Source organism: Nonomuraea thailandensis, assembly GCF_024172165.1.
In the GTDB taxonomy this organism is placed as follows: Bacteria; Actinomycetota; Actinomycetes; order Streptosporangiales; family Streptosporangiaceae; genus Nonomuraea; species Nonomuraea thailandensis.
The window spans coordinates 8047851-8067770 of record NZ_JAMZEB010000002.1; the positions used below are offsets into that span (position 1 = coordinate 8047851).

Genomic DNA, 19920 nt, shown 5'->3' on the forward strand with positions numbered 1-19920 from the left:
GTCATTATGAGAGCCATGCGATGGATCACGTTCGACTGTTTCGGGACCCTGGTCGACTGGCGGCACGGCATCCGCACCAGCGCCGAGCTGATCGTGCCCGGGCAGGGGGCGCGGCTGCTGGAGGCGTACAACCGGCACGAGCACGTCGTCCAGGCCGAGTCGCCGACGATGCGCTACCGCGGCGTGCTGGCCGAGTCGCTGCGCAGGGCGTGCGAGGAGGAGAAGGTCGAGCTCGGCGCGGACGACGCCACGGTGCTGGCGCGGACGCTGCCGTACTGGCCGGTCTTCCCCGAGGTGGGCGCCGAGCTGTCGGCGCTGCGCGAGGCGGGGTGGCGGCTGGCGCTGCTGACCAACTGCGACCGCGACCTCATCGCCGGGACGCGGCGGCGGCTGCCCGTGCCGTTCGACGCGGTGGTCACCTCCGAGGACGCGGGCGCGTACAAGCCGTCGCACGCGCACTTCGAGCTGTTCAGGAGCTCCTTCGAGCCGGAGGTGTGGGTGCACGCGGCCCAGAGCTACTTCCACGACATGGAGCCCGCCCACCGGCTGGGCCTGCCCCGCGTGTGGATCAACCGTCACGGCGCGCGACCGGCCGACCCGTCGATCGTCCCGCACGTGCAGCCCGACCTGCGCGGGCTGCACGCGGCGGCCGAGGCCGCCTTGGACTCCTAGAGAGCCCGCTGCTCCAGGACGTCGGCGATGCCCGCGAGGAACGAGTCCACGTCCGCGATGAGGTATCCGGCCCGGAACATCACGGTCGAGAACTTCGCCTCCCGCACCTCCTTGGCCGTCACCGGGTAGTCGGTCGTGCCGCGCAGCGTGGCCACGATGCGGTCGAGGAAGGCGTCGATCTCGTCCTCGTTGTAACCGGTGCCCATGCGGCCGGGCCGGAACGCGACCCGCTCGACCCGCGCCGCCTGCGTCTCGAACCACTGCTCGCGCAGCATCTCGCCGGTGGGCTCGGCCATGGCCAGGCGGATGGGCCGCTTGGCCTGGGCCTCCAGCGCCACCACGAACGCCTCCAGCGCGAAGTCCACCGCGGTCTCCTGGTAACCGCCGCGTTTCGCGCGGAACGTGGCCGTGCGGACCTCGTCCGCGGTGACGGGCTCCAACAGGTGCGAGCCTCGGCCAAGGGTCGATTCGATCCGCCCGATCAGGGCGTCGACTTCGACGGGGTCATAGCCTGAACGCATACCCATGACGCGCGGAAAGCGGTTCAAGCCCTCACTCCTCTGGGGTACTTCGTGCTGGGGTCCCTCCATTGTCGGACCTTTACGCCGACCCTGCGACCCGACATATACCGTTACAGGATCATGCGTCTGTCCAAGGTCTCCTTCCGTTACCGAAGACGTGATCCTCTCGTCATCGAAGACGCCGACGCCCGCCTCGCCCCCGGCGACGTGATCGAGCTGACCGGCGTGAACGGAGCGGGCAAGTCCACCCTGCTCCGCCTCCTGGCCGGCCTGGCCCGGCCGACCACGGGCACGATCGCCGATCGCCCGCCGGTGGTCGGCTTCGCGCCCGACCGGTTTCCCGCGAGCCAGCCGTTCACGGTCACGGCGTACCTGCGGCACATGTCCCGCGTACGCGGCGGCGGCCGCTGGGAGCCGTGGATCGAGCGCCTGAACATGGGGCACCTGCTCGCCACCCCGCTCGCCGACCTGTCGAAGGGCAGCGCGCACAAGGTCGGCCTGGCCCAGGCGCTGATGGCCGAGCCGGGGCTGCTGATCCTGGACGAGCCGTTCGCCGGCCTCGACGCCGACACGCGGGAGGCGCTGCCCTCGATCGCGACCGAGGTGGCGGGGCGGGGCGGAGTCGTCATCGCCAGCGATCACCAGGGCGGCATGCGAGGGCTGCCGGGGCTGCGTCACTGGTCGATGGTGGACGGCCACCTCAAGGAGGGCACCGCGGCGCCCCTGCCCGCGGCCACAGCCCAGGCCACCACCCAGGCCACCGCCCAGGCCACCGCGACCGCCGCACACGCCACCGTGGCCGTCACGCTGCCCGCCCGCGAGCTGCGAGGCTTCCTGGCCAGGATGCGCGAGGAAGGCTTCCAGGCCCGCGAGGTCGAGACCGCGGCCGCGCAGAACGAGGAGACCCGTTGATCGCCCTGGCCGTCTTCCGTCTGGCCGCCTACGTGCGCTCGCACCGGGTGTACCAGGCGTTCCTGCTCACCCTCGCCCTGCTGGCCATCGTCCACGGCAGCCGGGCGCCGAGGGGCGCCGAGGCCACCGTTCTCGTGGACGGCGCCATCCTGCTCGTCCCCATCCTGGCGTGGGCGGCCAGGAGCCTGCTCGACACCGAGCCCGACCGGCAGCGCGAGATGTCGGCGATCCAGGTCGGCGGCCGGGGCAAGGAGGTGGCGGCGGGGCTGCTGGCGGCGTTCACGGCGTGCGCGGTGTTCGCGGCGCTCGGGCTGTTCTGGGCGCTGCTGGCGGGGGTCTCCGGGTCGCCGTCGTCCGGCCTGCTTCTGGCCGCACTCGTCCTGTACGTGCTCTCCGCCCTGGCAGGCACCGCCCTCGGCGCCCTCACCAGCCGCGCCGTCCTGCCGTCACCGGCCATCTCGATCATGAGCCTGCTGCTCGGCTTCCTGGCGATGCTGCTGCTGAGCTCGACGTCGCTGTACTGGCTCACGGTGCCGCTCATCCCGTGGATGAAGGCCGCCAACTCCGGCGAGCTGCTCGGCTCCTTCCCGGAGCTGACCGCGATCTCGCTGGCGTGGTGCCTGATCGGCCTGGCAGCGTACGGCTGGCTCCGCCGCCGGGCGTGACCTCCGGTCGTGACTTCCGGGCGTGACCTCCGGGCGTGACCTCCGGGCCGGCCGTACGCGGCGCCGTTACTCGGCGGCGGCGAGCTGCCCGCAGGCGCCGTCGATCTCGCGCCCGCGCGTGTCGCGCACCGTCACCGGCACGCCGTGGAACTCCAGCCGCCGCACGAACGCCCGCTCGTCCTCCGGCCGCGAGGCCGTCCACTTGGAGCCGGGCGTCGGGTTGAGCGGGATCAGGTTCACGTGCACGAGCTTGTTCTTGACCAGCTTGCCGAGCAGGTCGGCGCGCCACTCCTGGTCGTTGACGTCCTTGATCAGCGCGTACTCGATCGACACCCGCCGCTTGGTCCTCGCCGCGTACGCCCAGGCGGCGTCGAGCACCTCGCCGACCTTCCAGCGCGTGTTGATCGGCACCAGCGTGTCGCGCAGCTCGTCGTCCGGCGCGTGCAGCGACAGCGCCAGCGTGACCGGCAGGCCCTCGTCGGCGAGCTTGCCGATGGCGGGCACCAGCCCCACGGTGGAGACCGTGACGCCGCGCGCGGAGATGCCGAGCCCGTGCGGCGCCGGCTCCACCAGGCGGCGCACCGCCCCGATCACCTGCTTGTAGTTGGCCAGCGGCTCGCCCATGCCCATGAACACGACGTTGCTGACCCGCCCGGGCCCGCCGGGCACCTCGCCGGCGGCCAGCGCGCGGGCTCCCGCCACGACCTGCTCGACGATCTCGGCGGTGGACATGTTCCGGGTCAGGCCGGCCTGCCCGGTGGCGCAGAACGGGCAGTTCATGCCGCATCCGGCCTGCGACGACACGCACATCGTGACGCGGTCGGTGTAGCGCATGAGCACCGACTCCACCAGCGCCCCGTCGAACAGCTTCCACAACGTCTTGCGGGTGGTGCCGCGGTCGGTGGTCTGCTCCCTGACGGGCGTGAGCAGCGCCGGCAGCAGGGCCGACAGCTTCTCCCTGGCCGCCGCGGGCAGGTCGGTCATGGCCTGCACGTCGGTGGTGTGCCGCTCGAAGTAGTGGCGGGAGAGCTGGTCGGCGCGGAAGGCCTTCTCGCCCAGCTCCGTCACGGCGGCCCGCCGCTCGGCCATCGACAGGTCGGCCAGGTGCCGTGCGGGCTTGGCCCGCCGCGGTGCGACGAAGGTGAGCTGACCTGGAGGCTGGGACACTGTGCTGCCTTTGCTAGCTTGAGGGGTTTGCGACCAGGGTAATCAACGTTCGGATCGGAGGTGACATTCCTGGTCTCGCTACGGCTCGCGTCTTGGTCTCCGCCCGATCTACAGTCATCTCGTATGGCGATTTTCCGGTCGGCATCTGGCGAGGGTGGCACCGAGGTCGTGCTCGCCGCCGGCAACCCGTACGGGAGCCGGACGCTCGTGGTCGAGCGGGACGAGGACTCCTCGGTAGCTTACCTGTGCTCGCCCGACGGCACGGTCCACGGAGCCGTCTGGCTGGCCAACCATCGCCCCGCCCCCGCCGTCGTCGACCTGGCCCGCATCAACGCCGGCCTGCCGCCGCTCATGCCGAGGGCCAGCACGCTGCACCCCGACGGCCGGCGGCCGCTCGGGCAGCTCAGCCCGCTGTGGTTCGAGGAGGGCGACGGCGTGGCGCTGTACGAGGACGACGAGCTGCTCGCGGTCATCCCCGGCTGGGCCGACATGAGCAGGGGCATGCCGGGCTACGCGCGCGACGCGGTGGGCGAGTCGCCGTTCGCCTGGGCCCTGTCGGAGGCGCTGGAAGGGCTGCGCCCGCGCATCTCGAACGCCAGGTCCTACTGGCGCTGGCGGCACGGCGAGGGCTCGTGGCCGTCGTTCCAGCAGTTCGTGATGGGCCATCTGGACGAGGTGCTGGGGCCGGCGGGCCGCTACTGGGACGCCAGCGGCGAGCGGCTGCCGACGGTCGGCATCACCGAGCGCCCGCCGCACGGCGAGCGCGGCTTCACCGTGCTGTCCACGGTGGGGATGAGCTGCCAGCGCATGCCGACGGTGGAGCAGTGGATCGACAAGCCCGGCGCGTACGCCAGGATCGAGCTGGCCGTGGCCACCCGCGACGACCCCAAGGACGCGGCGCTGCTGCTGGTGTGGTTGTCGCAGTATCCGTGGCACTCGGTGACGTGGCTCGGTCACGGGCACACGGCGAAGTGGTATCACGAGCCTTCGACGTTCCCGCTGGGCCCGCAGTACTCGGGTGTCCTGATGCAGGCCAACCCGGCCCATATGCCCGACATGTCAGGATTCGCGTTTGGCGGCGAGATCGTCCGGTGGCTCTGGCTCTCGCCCGTCACCACGCAGGCCCTGCAGTCCCACTAGGTCAGAAGAACAGCGTCATCAGCAGCCAGACGGGCACCAGCGTGGTCACCAGCGAGTCCAGCCGGTCCATCAGCCCGCCGTGCCCCGGCAGGATCGTCCCCATGTCCTTGATGCCGAGATCCCGCTTGATCATCGACTCGATCAGGTCGCCCACGGTCGCCAGCAGCGCCGCCAGCGCCCCGATCAGCGCGCCCTGCCAGAGCTGCCCGTCCAGCAGCCACGTCACCAGCCAGGCCCCGACCGCCGTGCACGCCACGACCGACCCGGCCAGCCCCTCCCAGGTCTTCTTCGGGCTGATCACCGTGAGCTGGTGCCTGCCGAACAGCACGCCCGCGACGTAACCCCCGATGTCGCTCGCCACGGTCACCGCGATGAAGATCAGCACCCGGTGGTCGCCGTCGTCCGGGAACAGCATCAGCGCCACGAACGCGCTCAGCATCGCGGGATAGAACAGCGTGAACACCGACGCCGAGGCGTCACGCACGTATCCGGCCGTCCCGTCGCTGAACATCCGCCAGATCAGCAGCACGAACGCGAAGATCGCGAACGTGGCCAGCAACCACCGCGGCCCGCCCCAGTACGCGCCTGCCTGCATCGCCACCAGACCCGCCAGCACGGGCACGGCGGGGACCTTGATGTCACGGGTGGCGAAGGCCTTGACCAGCTCCAGCACGCCGACGCCGACAGCGCCCGTCACGACCAGGAGGAACAGCTCCTTGATGGTGTAGACGGTGCCGATGACCAGCCCGGCCAGGACCAGGCCGACCGCGATGGCGGCGGGCAGGTTCCTTCCGGTACGGCTGCCGCCGCTCGAGCTGGTGCCAGCCGTACGTTCTTCCACAGACTTCTCCAAGAGCCACGGCCCCCGCCGTCGGGGCGAGGGCCGTAGGTGACCCGCTACCTGCGGCGGAGCGCTCGGAGCGACCCGCCGTGCGGCGCGCCGCTCAGACCTCGAGCAGCTCGGCTTCCTTGTGCTTGAGCAGCTCGTCGATCTTCGCGACGTGCTTCTGCGTGAGGTCGTCGAGCTCCTTCTCGGCCCGCCTGACCTCGTCCTCGCCCGCCTCGCCGTCCTTGCTCATCTTGTCGAGGGTCTCCTTGGCGGAGCGGCGGATGTTGCGCACCGACACCTTGGCGTGCTCACCCTTGTTCCTGGCGACCTTGATGTACTCCTTGCGGCGCTCCTCGGACAGCTCCGGGAACGTCACGCGGATGACCTGACCGTCGTCGGTGGGGTTCACGCCGAGGTCGGAGTCGCGGATGGCCTTCTCGATCGCGCCCATCGAGCTCTTGTCGAAGGGCTGGATGAGGACCATGCGCGCCTCGGGCACGTGGAAGGACGCCAGCTGCTGGATCGGCGTCGGCGTGCCGTAGTACTCGGCGTTGATCTTGTTGAACATCGAGGGGGTGACGCGGCCCGTACGGATGCTCGCGAAGTCCTCCTTCGCGACCGAAACGGCCTTGTCCATCTTTTCCTCGGCTTCGAGGAGGGTTTCGTCGATCACAGCGGCTCCCTGTCTACTAGCTGGCGTCGTCGGGCTCGCTCCGTCATTTGCCTGCGGGACTCACCAGCGTGCCGATTTTCTCACCGCGTACCGCTCGCAGGATGTTGCCCTCGCCCATCAGGTCGAAGACCACGATCGGCAGATCGTTGTCCTTGCACAGGCTGATCGCGGTGGCGTCCATGACCGCGAGGTCGCGCAGGAGCACCTCGCCGTAGTCGAGGTGGTCGAACCGGACCGCGTCCGGGTTCTTGCGTGGATCGGAGTCGTAGATCCCGTCCACCTGCGTGCCCTTGAGCAGCGCCTCGGCGCCGATCTCCAGAGCCCGCTGGGACGCCGCGGTGTCGGTGGAGAAGAACGGCGAGCCGAGCCCGGCCCCGAAGATCACCACGCGGCCCTTCTCGAGGTGCCTGATCGCGCGGCGCGGCAGGAACGGCTCCGCCACCTGCTGCATCGTGATGGCGGTCTGCACGCGCGTCTCCACGCCCCGCCGCTCCAGGAAGTCCTGCAGCGCCAGGCAGTTGATGACCGTGCCGAGCATGCCCATGTAGTCGGCCCTGGCCCGGTCGATGCCCCCCTGCGACAGGGTCGCGCCGCGGAACATGTTGCCGCCGCCGACCACGACCGCGACCTGCACGCCTTCCTTGACCGCCTCAGTGATCGAGTCGGCCAGGTGATCGACGACCACCGGGTCGATGCCCAGTGGCTCGCTCCCGGCGAACGCCTCTCCCGAAAGCTTCAGCATCACCCGCTTCCACCTGAGGTGGTTGTGCGGGTTTTGTGGATCTTGAGATGAGGAAGCCGCCGTCCGTGTGGATTCGTGGGCTGACTCCCGGTGGTCCTGCACGGCGGCGGCCTCCTTCATTCGGTGGATCGTTGAGCTGGCGGCTTGCCTAAGCCTAAGCCTGACCGACCTTGAAGCGGACAAAGCCGAGGACCTCGACGCCGTTCTCCTCGGCGTACTTGCCGACGCTCTTCTTGTTGTCCTTGACGAAGGCCTGCTGCAGCAGCGTGAAGTCCTTGTACCAGCCGTTCACGCGACCCTCGACGATCTTGCCGATGGCGGCCTCGGGCTTGCCCTCCTCGCGGGTCATCTCCTCGAAGAGCTTGCGCTCCTTCTCGACGACCTCGGCGGGAACGGACTCGGCCTTGAGGTACTGCGGCGCCATCGCGGCGGCGTGCTGCGCGATGTCCTTGGCGATCTCGGCGTTCGGCTTGTCGAGCTGCACCAGCACGCCGACGGCCGGCGGCAGCGCCGGGTCGGTCTTGTGCATGTACGCACCGATGTAGCCACCCTCCAGCACCGCGAAGCGCCGGATCTCGATCTTCTCGCCGAGCGCGGCGTTGGCGATGTCGAGGTGCTCCTTGACGGTCTTGCCGTCGAAGGAGGACTCGAGCAGCGTCGCCACGTCGGCGGGCTTGGTCGCCAGCACGTGCGCGACGACCTGGCCGGCCAGCTCCTGGAAGCGCTCGCCCTTGGCCACGAAGTCGGTCTCGCAGTTGATCTCGACCAGCGCGGCGGCGGAGTCGCCGTCCTGCTTGAGCGCGACCAGGCCGTTGGAGGCCGTGCGGGCCTCGCGCTTGCCCACGTCCTTGGCACCCTTGAGGCGCAGCAGCTCGATCGCGCGGTCGAAGTCGCCCTCGGACTCCTCCAGCGCCTTCTTGCAGTCCATCATGCCGGCAGCGGTGATCTCGCGAAGCCGCTTGACGTCGGCCATGTTCACGGAAGCCATTGCTCTTTTTCCTTGTGGGATTTCGTCGTCGTCATCGTGGTCGGGGCGGGAGCCGGGATCCGGCCACCCACCCTGGGTTCGTACGGCGGGCGCCCGCCGTACAGGAGCCTTGTCTTGCTCGGGGCTCGGGCCGGCCCGGCTTCGCTGCTGCTTCGCTCGGCATACTGCCCAGCCTCGCCTCGGCGTACCACCTTCGGCCCGTCCGGCCCCCGCCCCGGTGTAGCGCTCGCAGCGCCGCGCCGCGACATCGTCCCGGCCCGGCCCAGCGCCCGCTTCGCCGCGGCGAGAGGCCTGCACCCTGGCGGCGAGGAGACCGCGCCTCCCGCCTTCCAGCGTGCCGGAGGCCAGGAGGCCGGGCTCGGCGCGCGGAGCCAGGATCCTGACCTCGCCGCCACCTCGCCCTGGCCTACCGTCCGAGGCCCGGGAGCGGCCCGCGCGGCGTGCCGTCCTGGCTCAGCCGTTTGCCGAGCCGGGACGCCCACCTTGCCTGACCGCCCATCCGGGGCTCTGCAGCCACCCGGTGGTTTGCCTTATTCAGCTGTACGTTGCCTTGCCCGCTGACTCACCGAGCCTCGCCCGCCGAGTCCCTGAGCTTGCCCACTGACTCACCGAGTTCCGCCCGCCGAGTCTGAGCCTTACCCGCTCGCTCGCCAGGCCTTGCCCGCTGACTCACCGGACCTCGCCCGCCGAGTCGCCGGGCCTTACCGCTGACTCGCCTTGCCTGCTCGCTCGCCCGACCGGCAGATCAGCCGGATCCGGCGGCGACGACCTTCGCCATCGCTCCGGGGGACCTCGGACCCACCCTCAGCGGGAAGACCCGGGGCGCCCCCGTACGCGCGGACGTCAGGCCTGCTGCTCGGTCTCGCCCTCACCAGCGGTCTCGGCCTCGGCCGGAGCAGCAGCCTCGGCCGGAGCGGCCTCGGCGGCAGCGCTCTCCTCGGCGGCAGCCTCAGGAGCGGCAGGGGCCTCGGCAGCGGCCTCGGCAGGGGCCTCAGCAGCGGCCTCCGGGGCGGCGGCGGCCTCGTCGGCCGCACGCTCGCCGGTGCCCTGCTCGATGAGCTCGCGCTCCCACTCGGCCAGCGGCTCGGCGGCGGCCGGCTTCTCGTCACCGCGGGCGGCGCCGGAACGCGCCATCAGACCGGCGGCGACACCGTCGGCGACCACCCGGGTCAGCAGGCCGACGGCGCGGATGGCGTCGTCGTTGCCCGGGATCGGGTAGTCGACCTCGTCGGGGTCGCAGTTGGTGTCGAGGATCGCGACGACCGGGATGCCAAGCTTCTTGGCCTCGCTGATCGCGATGTGCTCCTTCTTGGTGTCGACGACCCACACGGCGCTGGGCACGCGGCCCATGTCGCGGATACCGCCGAGCGTGCGCTCGAGCTTGTCCTTCTCGCGGCGGCGCATGAGGAGCTCCTTCTTGGTGAGCCCCGAGCCCGCGACGTTGTCGAAGTCGAGCTCCTCGAGCTCCTTCAGACGCTGCAGCCTCTTGTGCACGGTGGAGAAGTTGGTGAGCATGCCACCCAGCCAGCGCTGGTTGACGTACGGCATGCCGACCCGCGCGGCCTGCTCGGAGATGGCCTCCTGAGCCTGCTTCTTCGTGCCGATGAACAGGATCGTGCCGCCGTGGGCGACGGTCTCCTTCACGAAGTCATAGGCGCGGTCGATGTACGACAGCGACTTCTGCAGGTCGATGATGTAGATGCCGTTGCGCTCGGTGAAGATGAAGCGCTTCATCTTCGGGTTCCAGCGCCGAGTCTGGTGACCGAAGTGAACGCCACTCTCGAGCAGCTGTCGCATGGTGACGACGGGGGCCATGTGCTGGTCCTCCAGGTCTGGGCGCCCTGCGGATGGGCGCGGTTCTCGGTTGTGCCGCGGCAGCGCGTTGTCTGCCGCCCTGATGCCCCGAACCCGCTCCCGCCGGGCACGTGGCCCGGACCGATGGCGCGGTCCGCAATGGGGCATGCGAAGTCGGCCTGTGTCACAGGCCATCGAAAAGTCTACCTCCCACACCACCCCAGGCTGACCGTCCACGGTCAAACGGACATCCGCCCCTACGCCGACACCACCGCCCGCTCATCCCCCGCCCCCGAGTCTCTCCATCACGCCTTACTGCCAGGACGACCACGCCGAATCGGCGACCATCCCCGCGAACGGACATACCCCACTCGAACACCACCCACAACACCCGTCACCGGCACATCCGTCCCAGCGACATTTCAGTCTTCAGTGGCCAGGCGCGCATCGTGGTCCTCGGTAGGCAGCCCGGGCACCACCCTCGCCGCGATCGGGAACAGATTCACCTGCGCTTCCACGAGCCTCGCCCCCTCCGGCGCCGCCTGCTCATTCCGATCCCGGGCGAAGTACGGCTCGAGCACCTTCTCGATCTGACGGTTCAGCTCCGCGAGCTCCTCGGCGTCCACCCGGAGGCGGTGCCGGTTGAACATCGTCACCTCCTGCCACTCCTCGGGCTCGAGATCGGAGCCGGCCAGAGCCCGATCCGCCTCGTCGTTGGCGTCCCGCCGGAACGCCGCGATCAGCACCGACTTGGCCGCCCGCACCTCCGGCTGGTCATCGGGCCGGATCCCGACGCTCAGCGGCCGGTCCACCCCCCGCCACAGCCGCTCCCTGCCGTCCCCCCGTGGCGGCGCGTCCTCGACGAACCCGTACTTGGCCAGCATCCGCAGGTGATAACTGGCGGCGCTGGGCGTGATCCCCGCGATCTCCGCCACTTCGGTGGCGGTCGCGCTGCCCCCCACCCGAAGCCTGTTGAGGATCATCAACCTCGCCGGATGAGCCAGCGCCCGCATCGCCTTGGGATCGCTCAGCCCCTCTCTGTCCTGCGTCATGCGCCAAACGTACCCATCCCCAGACGTGAAGTATTGCCTTCATAACTATGAAGCGTTACCTTCATATTTATGAAGCCTTCCCTTCACAACTCCCCTGAACCGTCCACCTCCTTCCCCACCAGCGAAAACTCCCCTACACCCGCGCCCACCTCCCAGTCATCCACCCCCCATCCGTCCGCAGCCAGCGCCGGCACCGGTGGCGCCGCGGCCCAACCACCCACGAACCTCGCCGCCGATCCACCCACCCCACCTGCGGGCGACGCCATCGCCCCCTCCCTCTCAGCCCCGACCGCTCCTCCCCTCCGGAGACAGCGTGACTACCGCCTGCTCTGGACGGCCCGCACCATCTCCGTCACCGGCTCAGAGGTCTCCAAGCTGGCCATCCCGCTGACCGCGGTCACCCTGCTGACCGCCTCCCCCGCCCAGATGGGCATCCTGACCGCCGCCGCCTCGGTCCCGGTCCTCCTGTTCGGCCTCCAGTCGGGCGCCATCGCCGACCGGCTCACCCGCCACCGCCCGCTGATGATCGCCTGCGAGCTCGTCTCCTGCGCGGCCGCGGCCACGATCCCCGTCGCGTGGCTGCTCGGCGTGCTGAACGTCGTCTGGCTGATCGCGGTGGCCCTGGTGATCGGCACCGCCGGCGTGCTCTTCAAGGCCGCCAACTTCCCCCACCTCGCAGCAGTGGTGGACCCGTCCCAGCGCACGGAGGCCATGGCCGGCTTCCACGCCTCCTACTCGGTGGCGTCGGTCAGCGGCCCCGGCCTGGCGGGTCTCCTGGTGCAACTCCTCACGGCTCCGCTGGCCGTCCTGGCTGAGGCGTTCGCGTTCCTGACCTCGGCCCTCTTGCTGCGCACCATCAGAACCCCCGAGAACAACACTCCCGCGGCCTCCAAGAGCATGTGGCGCGACGTCGTGGAAGGTCTGAAGACCAGCGTCACCCATCCGGTGCTGCGCGCACTCCTCGGGGCCGGCGTCACGATCAACTTCTTCGCCATGGCGTACACAGCCGTCTACATGCTCTACATGCTGAACACCCTCGGCATCCCCAAGGCCCTGATCGGCGTACTCATCGCCCTGAGCGGCGCCGGCGGCCTGCTCGGCGCCTGGCTGACCACCCGCTTGTCGAAGCGCTACGGCGAGAACCGCGTCCTGCTCGTCTCAGTGATCTTCTTCCCCATCGAGATCCTGGCGGTGGGTCTCCTGAACGGCCCGCTGTGGTGGAAGCTCTCGCTCCTGGCCCTCACCAGCACGATGACCGGCGGCATCGTCGTCGCCTTCGCCACCTGCATGGGCGCGATCATCCTCCGGGAGACCTCTCCGGAGCTCCGCGGCCGAGTGAACGCCACGACCACCTTCGCGGTCCAGGGCGTCCTGGCCCTCGGCGGCCTCGCCGGCGGCTTCCTCGCCGAACTGCTGGGCCTACGCCCCGTCATCCTCATCTGCGCGGCAGGCATAGCCCTCAGCACCATCTGGATCTGGACGTCCCCGCTCCGCCCCCATCACCGCCGCACCCCCGCGCCCCACACCCCGGTCCCCTCACCCGCCCAGTCCACCACCCACCTGATCGAAACCAAGCGCCATTCCCCGCGCTGACGTCCGCTCCCTCCTCCACGAACGCGCCCCCGCCCACCTCGCCACCACATCACCTTCAATCCCCTTCTCCACACCCACCGCCCCCATCCCACCTCAGCAGCCCCGCCTCCGCAGACCGGCCTCCGCAGACCGGCCTCCCCCCTGCCTCGGCAGCCCCGCCTCCATCCCGCGATCGACAAGCGCCGCCCCATCCCGTGACCCACAGCCCTTCCCCCACTATCCACAGAACGGCGTTCACCCTCTCGCGGCCCTCCCCACCCCGGACAAGCTCCCACCATGAACGCCCAGTCCTCCTGCACCCACCCCCCATCCCCAGCCCAGCACCGATCCCCGAAGGCCCGAGCCCTGCGAAGAGTCGCCTCGGCCATCTCCACACCGCTCATCTCCACGACCCTGATGCTGTCCACCGCCCCCGCTCCCCCGGCAAGAGCCTCTCCCCCGGCATGGCGCTGGCCACTCGACGGAACCCCCAGGATCCTCCGCCCCTTCACGCCACCCCCCGAGCCCTGGCTCGCCGGCCACCGTGGCATCGACCTCGCCGCCCCGGCGGACACCCCAGTCCTGGCAGCAGGCCCAGGCACGATCCGCTTCGCCGGCCCCGTAGCCGGCAAGGGCGTGATCACCATCGATCACGAAGGCGGCCTGCGCACGACCTACCTCCCGGTCACAGCCTCGGTACGCCGCGGACAACCCATCACATCGGGATCCCAGCTCGGCACCCTCGAGCCCTCCACCCACCATTGCCCGGAGTCATGCCTCCACTGGGGCCTCCGCCGCGACACCCACTACCTGAACCCGCTGCAACTCCTCGGCCAGGCCCCCACCCGTCTCCTCCCCTTCTGGCCCTCACCACCACGCACCCCCGCGAGAACCGCAGCCCGAACCCCCACTGACAAAACCGCCACACCCCCCGCCGTCACCACACCCCTCCCGACCTCCGCCACCATCAACCCTGGCAACGCCTTCCCCACCACCTCGCGCATCCCCTACAGCCCGCGCACCGGGCAGAACCGCACTCCCCGTCCCAACTCCCGACCCACCGCCCCAAGCCCCGATTCGATCCCCAGCACCCGTACGAGCTCCAGCACCCGTACGAGCTCCAGCACCTGTACGATCTCCAGCTCAAGCAACGTGCCTCCACCGCCACCCTCGTCATGCACCGTCGCCCTCCCCCGCTGGGCAGGAGCAGTTCAGGCGCTCCGAAGAACGGCCTCATCCCATCTCGCCGTCACCGTCATCGGCCTCAGCGCCTTGATGACAGCCCTCCTCCTGTTCACCGCCCTGTGCCGCACTCGCCGCAAACGCCATGCCACAACCCACCCGCACAGTCGCGTGAGAGGCCAGCACCGCAAGCAACGAGGACGCAGAAGCAGAAACCAGAAACACCACCCACCAACCTCACCAAGGCTGCGCTAACCCCTCCGCGCACCCCTACGCCCCCGACAACAGCACCCACCAACCAGGGCACCCGAGCGGTGACCGGCCAACACAACCCCGATCACCAACCCGCCCGCGCCCCTCAAACCGCGCCCCCGGATCGCACCGCCCAACCCACGAAAGGCCAGAACCACCTTCAGTCAAGCCCTCGGATGCGCCTGCCGATAAGCCGCCCGCAACCGCTCAATCGACACGTGTGTATAAATCTGCGTGGTGTTCAAAGACGCATGCCCGAGCAACTCCTGAACGCTGCGAAGATCTGCCCCACCCTCTAGCAAATGCGTGGCCGCACTATGCCGCAACCCATGCGGCCCCATATCCGGCGCCCCCTCCACCTGCTCCAACCGCGCATGCACCACCCGCCGCACGGTCCCCGCATCAATCCGCCCACCCCGCACCCCGAGGAACAGCGCCGCTCCCGTCCCGGCCCGCATCCATCGCGGCCGCCCATGAATGCACCACCGATCCAACGCCCGCAACGCAGGCCCCCCGAACGGCACCGTCCGCTCCTTGCGCCCCTTACCCAGCACCCTGATGACGTTCCGCTCCCGGTCCACATCATCGACATCAAGCGCGCAAAGCTCACTCACCCGCACTCCGGTCGCGTACAACAACTCAAGAAGCGCTTGATCCCGCAACTCCTTGGGCTCCGCAGTCGCAGGTGCGGCCAGCACGGCCTCGGCCTGCCGCTGATCAAGCACGGAGGGCAATGTGCGAGGCGACTTGGCACTGCCGAGCAGCAACCCCGGATCTGCCTGCAGCCAACCCCGGCGATGGCAGTAAGCGGTGAAGGTCCGAGCGCAGGCCGTCCGACGCGCCAGTGTGGCCCGTGCCTTCCCCGCCGCGTGCTGTCCCGCCAACCACTCCCTGAGCACCCCGATATCCAGGCTCTCAACTTTTCCACCCGTGTGATCGAGCAGAGAATTGACGTCAGTCAGGTACGCCCGAACCGTATGCGGCGAAAGATCCCGCTCAAGCCGCAGATACCGCCCGAACTCACTCACAACCTCTTCCCTATCCACGCCCGGACCTCCTCCGCATCTCCACCCACTTCCAAACTTTCACGACTTCCCACTCCACCCCAGACCCCAACCTCGCCTACGTCCCCACCGGGACCTAACGGCATCCCAGCGCGCCCCGACCGCGTCCCATCGCGTCCAACCCGGCCGACCGCATCCCACCGCATCCCACCGCGACCCGGGCGTGGCCAACCACATCCCCACCACATCGCACCACCACCTGACCACGTCCCCACCGCAGCGCACCCGACCCACCGCAGCCCGACCGCGCACCACGCCTCACCGCGACGCGACCACGTCCGCACCGCAGCCCACCCCGGCCCGACCACGTCCCCACCGCAGCGCACCCGACCCACCGCAGCCCGACCACATGCCCGTCACCCCGTCACCGTCACGCCTCTCGCAGCTCGCATGCCTCCCCACCACGCCCACCGCAGCCCGCATGCGTTCCACCGCAACCGGCCAACACCCGAACGCGTCCCCACCGCGGCCCACCCGGCTGACCTCCGCCATCAGCATCATCGTCGTCGCCGCGAACTTCGCCCACCATCGAGTCGTAACCGCGCAGCACCACGGCCAGGCCGTTCACACGCACCCCGCTTCCAGGTCAGCCTCGAACTGTCACCGCTTCCCAGCCCAGGCCAAGCTCGAACCTCCGCCTATTCACGGCCGCCCCCTCCGCCAGAGTTCTCCACCCGAACTTCCACCTCGACCAGCCCTGTCTGCCCCTCCCACCTCACCGTCCGCCCTTCACCTCCCCCACCGTGCACCCCTAGACCGTTCACCGCGCTCTGATCCGAGCCATCTCAACAGCCGCCCTCCAACGACGACGACGCGCCCCGCTCGGCGACCAACCACTTCGCGATGTCCTCGACAACAGCGGGATCGACATGTTGCGCAACCTCGTACTCCTCAGGCGTGGAGACACCCTCACCAGGAAAGAAGAGGTGGTTGTCGGCGTCGTACACCCGGATCGTGACGTCGGGACGGTGTGCGAGACCCGCCCGCCACCCAGAGAGGTCGTCCGCGACGGTGACTTGATAGTCCCTGCCTCCCTGGAGGATGAGTATCGGCTTGCCCAGCGCCGCCGCGGTCGCGACCGGGTCGTAGTCGCGCAGATCCAGCCAGTACGAAGCCGGAAGGCCGAAGGGCAGCGCCGTGGCCGGTGTCGAGGGCGAGAGGTCAGGGCTGTCGACCATCGAGGCCTGCTCGATGAAGCTCTCCACCGCGCCCTCCGGGATTGCATCGGGATGCACCGACGCGAGATGGCGTGCAACCCGCACAGCCGAGCGGTGCATCGGCTGTGTGTCACCCGCCATGATCACCAGCCCGGCCACCGACTCCTCGGCGACGGCCACGCGCGGTGCGACCTTCCCGCCCATGCTGTGGCCCACGACGAACACCCGTGCAGGGTCCACTTCGGGCCGTCCTCGCAGCAGGCGTACAGCAGCCACCGCGAACGGAACGTACTCACCGGTCATCGTGAACCCGGACGAGGCCATCCTCTCGTGATCCGCGTACGTCACCTTGTCGAACCGCAGCACGGCCACACCACGACTGGCCAGCCCCCAGGCGAGATCCTTGAGCGGTTTGTTGGGCCCGCTCGTCTCGTCACGGTCGAACGGCCCTCCTCCGCTGAGCAGTACGACCCCGGGCCATGGCCCCCTACCGTGCGGCAGGCTCAGCGTGCCCGGCACCGCATCGGCGCCGGCCGCAAGGGTGACATCCTGCTCGGAGAAGCGTTCGGGCTCGGCGTAGGACGGCGGTTCCCACGGGACCGTCGTCGCGGGCGCCAGTTGCAGCCCGTGCAGCATGCCGACCTCATCGACCACCACGACCAGGGCGATCCCGCCTTGCTGACACCCGACCGGAACGCTCACCCGCACCAGCCCCGCACCGGCCGCCTCACTCACCGGCTGCCCGACGACGGACACTCCGCCTCGCTTACCGATCTCGCCGAGCCAGGCAGTCTGCAACAGCCGCGCCGACACGACCGCCCGCAACGAGGGCGCGAACAGCTCCTCGATCTCCCCGAACCGCCCCTCAACTGCCATCTCGACGACCGAGACAGCGACCGCGGCCGGCTCACCTGCTGTTCCCATGCTCTTCCTCCGCACCTTTCTCATACATGAGAAAGGTAGCAGATATGAGATCATAAGCCCATGGACACCTTGGAGCTCCTGGCTCACCCCGTGCGGCTGCGCGTCGTTCATGCGATGCGCGGTGGTCGCATGCTGACGACCTCGCAGTTGTGCGCGCGGATCACCGACGTCTCCAAAGCCACGCTCTACCGGCACATCGATCTGCTGGCGAGCGAGGGTGTCCTTGAGGTGGCCGAGGAGCGGAGAGTACGGGGGGCGGTGGAGCGCCGATACCGCCTACGCCAGGACCTGGCGGTGATCGACCCCGCCATGATCGAGTCTCTGTCGCGCGACGACCATCGGCGCGGTTTCGCCACGGCTATGGCCATCCTGCTCGCCGAGTTCAACGCCTACCTGGACCGGGACGAGGCCGACCCGGTAGCGGACCTCGTCGGCTACCGGCAGCATGCCGTCTGGCTCAGCCACGACGAGCTGCATGAGCTGATCAGCGAGCTACGCGCCGCCATCGCACCCCGACTCGCCAACCCCTCAGCCCCCGACCGCACTCAATACCTGCTCAGTCCGATCCTGTTCCCGATCGAGGCGCCGCCGTCGCCCTCCACTGACGGCACGGAAGCAACAACCGACACCGACTGACCAACGTCTCGTCCTTGCACCCGGTGTCCGCCAGCCCGCCGCCACGACGCGACCCTGCGCGAGATCGCCACCCAGGCACCCACCTCGCCGGCGGAGCCGAGCAAGGTGAACGGCGGCATCCAAGGTCGCAGTACTACAGCCTGCTCGGCAGCTCAACTGGGCGGACGTTGCCGCGCCCATCGCCGGCGCTTCCCAGACAGGTGTCACGGACGCTCTCCGGCTTCCTGTCCCCGAGGCAACCGGTCACTGACGCCGCGCCCGGACAGGGTGCGGGGGCGGGGGCGGGGGATGCGGGGCGTGGCCTGGCCCGCAGGCCACGACTCCCGAGCATGGTGACGGCCATCGCTTGATCCTTGGAGGGCCTGTATCGAAACCGAGGACAGCAGAACGATGGCCGCAGACCACAGTTTGGCGGGGTGGCAGTCGGCGGTGAGGCGGATCGTGCACCGGTGACCCCTACTTTCTCCGATCGCTTCCAGAGCGCTGTGATCGCGATATGCGTCGAGCCGACCAAACCACCACCGTGCACGCATGAGCGTCCTTCCACTCCTGTTCTTCTGGGCGTCGAGAATCCGGGCTGCCGCGTGCGCGTCAGGTGCCGGCCTCGTGCTGGGTCCACGTTGCGGCGATCTTGAGCTGGGACGGACTGCCGTCTACGCGGGAGGAACGTCCTCCGGGTCCGGGAAATCGTCCGGGGGTGGTGGGACTTCGGCGGGGTCCGGCTCTGGGGCGGGTGGGGGTTCGAGGGCCGTGGAGTCGGGGGCCTTGCGGTAGGAGGCCGTCTGCTTGCGCAGGCGCCAGCCCTTCGGGATGCGTTCGATGTAGCCTGCGGCCGCCAGGCCGCCCAGCGCGCTCAGCGTCGCGTCCAGGCTCATCCCGGCTGCCACCGCGATCGAGGCCGGGCCCGCGCCGCCTCTGGACGGGACCGCGTCCAGCACTCTCTTGGTCGGTTCGTTGAGCCTGTCCCGGGGGACGGCCGGGGCGCGGATCTGCGGGGCGAGGTCGTCGCCGAGCACGCCTACGAGGTCGATCATGTCTTCCGGCGAGGTGATGCAGACGGCCTTGCGTTCCCGGAGGAGTCTGTGGCATCCGGCTGACATCGCGGACGTGATGGGGCCCGGGACCGCTCCCAGGTGTCTGTTGAGGGACAGGGCGTGGGTGGCCGTGTTGAGGGCGCCGCTGCGGAGCGCGGCCTCCACCACCACCGTTCCTCGCGAGAGGGCGGCTATCAGACGGTTGCGGATGAGGAAGCGGGCCCTGGTCGGGTGTACGCCGGGCGGGCACTCGCTGATGAGCACGCCCTTCTCCTTGATCTCGGCGAACAAGGGCTCGTGGGCGCTCGGATAGCAGACGTCGACCCCGCAGGCCAGGACCACGACCGTCGGTGCGCCGGCGGCCAGGGCGCCCTTGTGGGCTGCCCCGTCCACGCCGAACGCGCCGCCCGACACGACGGTCCATCCTGACTCGCTGAGACCGACGCCGAACTCGGCCGCGGTGTGCGAGCCGTAGGAGGTGGCGGCCCGAGCTCCGACCACCGCGACGGATCTGAGGCAGGAGAAGCGGAGGTCCGCGTTGCCGTGCACCCACAGGCCGAGGGGACGGCTGCGGCCCAGCTGGTCGAGCTGGGTCGGCCATTCCGGGCTGCCGGGGATGATCAGCCTGGCACCGGATCTCTGGCCGGCTTCGATGTCGGCTGCGGGATTGGCGGCCGCCATGCGGGTGTACCAGGCGTTCAGGCAGGCTGTGAGGTTGGGCGGGCGTTCGTGCCGGGCTTGGCCGGCTACGAACTCCGGGGGCAGGGTGCGGGCGCGGATGGCTTCCACCGCCTGTGGGGCGCCGTACGCGGCCACGAGACTGCCCATCGTGACGTCTCCGACGTCGGCGGCTCGCATGAGAGCGGCCCTCGCCTCGATCTCCTTGTGAGCATCAGCTCGGGGACTGGTCTCCGGTCGCCCTCTCGTTGCCGGGAGACCCTGAT

The 19920-nt window shown here is 69.7% G+C and carries 18 protein-coding genes and 1 pseudogene; 7 read left to right on the plus strand and 12 right to left on the minus strand.

What is annotated here, in order from left to right; translation table 11 throughout:
* Nucleotides 1-15: 15 nt before the first annotated feature.
* A complete protein-coding gene (locus HD597_RS40645) occupies nt 16-672 on the plus strand; it encodes an HAD family hydrolase (RefSeq protein WP_253749745.1) in 657 nt (218 codons plus the stop codon).
* Here HD597_RS40645 and HD597_RS40650 read toward each other — a convergent pair.
* Nucleotides 669-1112: a DivIVA domain-containing protein gene (locus HD597_RS40650; RefSeq protein ID WP_253749748.1), complete on the minus strand. Its 444-nt coding sequence runs from the start codon at nt 1110-1112 to the stop codon at nt 669-671. The two genes, HD597_RS40645 and HD597_RS40650, sit on opposite strands and share 4 nt — an antisense overlap.
* Nucleotides 1113-1313: 201 nt before the next feature.
* Between HD597_RS40650 and HD597_RS40655 the strand changes: the two genes are divergently transcribed.
* Together HD597_RS40655 and HD597_RS40660 are read left to right on the plus strand one after the other, a co-directional pair.
* On the plus strand, nt 1314-2105 hold the full coding sequence (locus tag HD597_RS40655) for an ABC transporter ATP-binding protein (protein WP_253749750.1): 792 nt from the start codon (nt 1314-1316) through the stop codon (nt 2103-2105).
* Nucleotides 2102-2770 (plus strand): hypothetical protein, encoded by a 669-nt coding sequence (locus tag HD597_RS40660; RefSeq protein WP_253749753.1) that lies wholly within the window; start codon nt 2102-2104, stop codon nt 2768-2770. The genes HD597_RS40655 and HD597_RS40660 overlap by 4 nt, the downstream gene beginning before the upstream one ends.
* A gap of 66 nt (nt 2771-2836) precedes the next feature.
* Here the strand turns inward: HD597_RS40660 and rlmN are convergent, their stop codons facing one another.
* The gene (gene rlmN, locus HD597_RS40665) at nt 2837-3937 is read right to left on the minus strand and encodes a dual-specificity RNA methyltransferase RlmN (RefSeq protein WP_253749756.1); all 1101 of its coding nucleotides are present in this window, start codon (nt 3935-3937) and stop codon (nt 2837-2839) included.
* A 123-nt stretch (nt 3938-4060) separates the two neighbouring features.
* Between rlmN and HD597_RS40670 the strand changes: the two genes are divergently transcribed.
* Nucleotides 4061-5077 (plus strand): suppressor of fused domain protein, encoded by a 1017-nt coding sequence (locus HD597_RS40670; RefSeq protein ID WP_253749759.1) that lies wholly within the window; start codon nt 4061-4063, stop codon nt 5075-5077.
* 1 nt (nt 5078) lies between these two features.
* Here the strand turns inward: HD597_RS40670 and HD597_RS40675 are convergent, their stop codons facing one another.
* From HD597_RS40675 to HD597_RS40700, 6 genes are all read right to left on the minus strand, one after another.
* Nucleotides 5079-5918: a phosphatidate cytidylyltransferase gene (locus HD597_RS40675; RefSeq protein ID WP_253749762.1), complete on the minus strand. Its 840-nt coding sequence runs from the start codon at nt 5916-5918 to the stop codon at nt 5079-5081.
* 103 nt (nt 5919-6021) lie between these two features.
* Nucleotides 6022-6579 (minus strand): ribosome recycling factor, encoded by a 558-nt coding sequence (gene frr, locus HD597_RS40680; protein ID WP_253749766.1) that lies wholly within the window; start codon nt 6577-6579, stop codon nt 6022-6024.
* Nucleotides 6580-6622: 43 nt separating this feature from the next.
* Nucleotides 6623-7321 (minus strand): UMP kinase, encoded by a 699-nt coding sequence (gene pyrH, locus HD597_RS40685; RefSeq protein ID WP_253749769.1) that lies wholly within the window; start codon nt 7319-7321, stop codon nt 6623-6625.
* A gap of 154 nt (nt 7322-7475) precedes the next feature.
* Nucleotides 7476-8309 carry a translation elongation factor Ts gene (gene tsf / locus HD597_RS40690; protein WP_253749772.1) on the minus strand — a complete coding sequence of 278 codons (834 nt, stop codon included), beginning with the start codon at nt 8307-8309 and terminating at the stop codon, nt 7476-7478.
* Between the two features lie 843 nt (nt 8310-9152).
* On the minus strand, nt 9153-10124 hold the full coding sequence (rpsB, locus tag HD597_RS40695) for a 30S ribosomal protein S2 (protein ID WP_253749775.1): 972 nt from the start codon (nt 10122-10124) through the stop codon (nt 9153-9155).
* Between the two features lie 401 nt (nt 10125-10525).
* A complete protein-coding gene (locus tag HD597_RS40700; RefSeq protein ID WP_253749778.1) occupies nt 10526-11155 on the minus strand; it encodes an ArsR/SmtB family transcription factor in 630 nt (209 codons plus the stop codon).
* Nucleotides 11156-11224: 69 nt separating this feature from the next.
* On the opposite strand from HD597_RS40700, the gene HD597_RS40705 reads away from it, so the two are divergent.
* Together HD597_RS40705 and HD597_RS67050 are read left to right on the plus strand one after the other, a co-directional pair.
* Nucleotides 11225-12748 (plus strand): MFS transporter, encoded by a 1524-nt coding sequence (locus HD597_RS40705; protein WP_253749781.1) that lies wholly within the window; start codon nt 11225-11227, stop codon nt 12746-12748.
* 396 nt (nt 12749-13144) lie between these two features.
* A pseudogene (locus tag HD597_RS67050) lies at nt 13145-13534 on the plus strand (M23 family metallopeptidase); the annotation flags it as partial.
* Between the two features lie 200 nt (nt 13535-13734).
* On the opposite strand, the gene HD597_RS40710 reads toward HD597_RS67050, so the two are convergent.
* From HD597_RS40710 to HD597_RS40720, 3 genes are all read right to left on the minus strand, one after another.
* Entirely contained in the window at nt 13735-13908 is a 174-nt protein-coding gene (locus tag HD597_RS40710; protein ID WP_253749784.1) for a hypothetical protein, read from the minus strand.
* A gap of 417 nt (nt 13909-14325) precedes the next feature.
* Nucleotides 14326-15207, minus strand: a complete 882-nt coding sequence (locus HD597_RS40715; protein ID WP_253749787.1) for a tyrosine recombinase XerC — start codon at nt 15205-15207, stop codon at nt 14326-14328.
* An 803-nt stretch (nt 15208-16010) separates the two neighbouring features.
* The gene (locus HD597_RS40720; protein WP_253749790.1) at nt 16011-17330 is read right to left on the minus strand and encodes an alpha/beta hydrolase family protein; all 1320 of its coding nucleotides are present in this window, start codon (nt 17328-17330) and stop codon (nt 16011-16013) included.
* 36 nt (nt 17331-17366) lie between these two features.
* Here HD597_RS40720 and HD597_RS40725 point away from each other — a divergent pair, with 36 nt between their 5' ends.
* Nucleotides 17367-17942 (plus strand): helix-turn-helix domain-containing protein, encoded by a 576-nt coding sequence (locus tag HD597_RS40725; RefSeq protein WP_253749793.1) that lies wholly within the window; start codon nt 17367-17369, stop codon nt 17940-17942.
* Nucleotides 17943-18595: 653 nt separating this feature from the next.
* Here the strand turns inward: HD597_RS40725 and dprA are convergent.
* On the minus strand, nt 18596-19834 hold the full coding sequence (dprA, locus tag HD597_RS40730; RefSeq protein ID WP_253749796.1) for a DNA-processing protein DprA: 1239 nt from the start codon (nt 19832-19834) through the stop codon (nt 18596-18598).
* Nucleotides 19835-19920 lie beyond the last annotated feature (86 nt).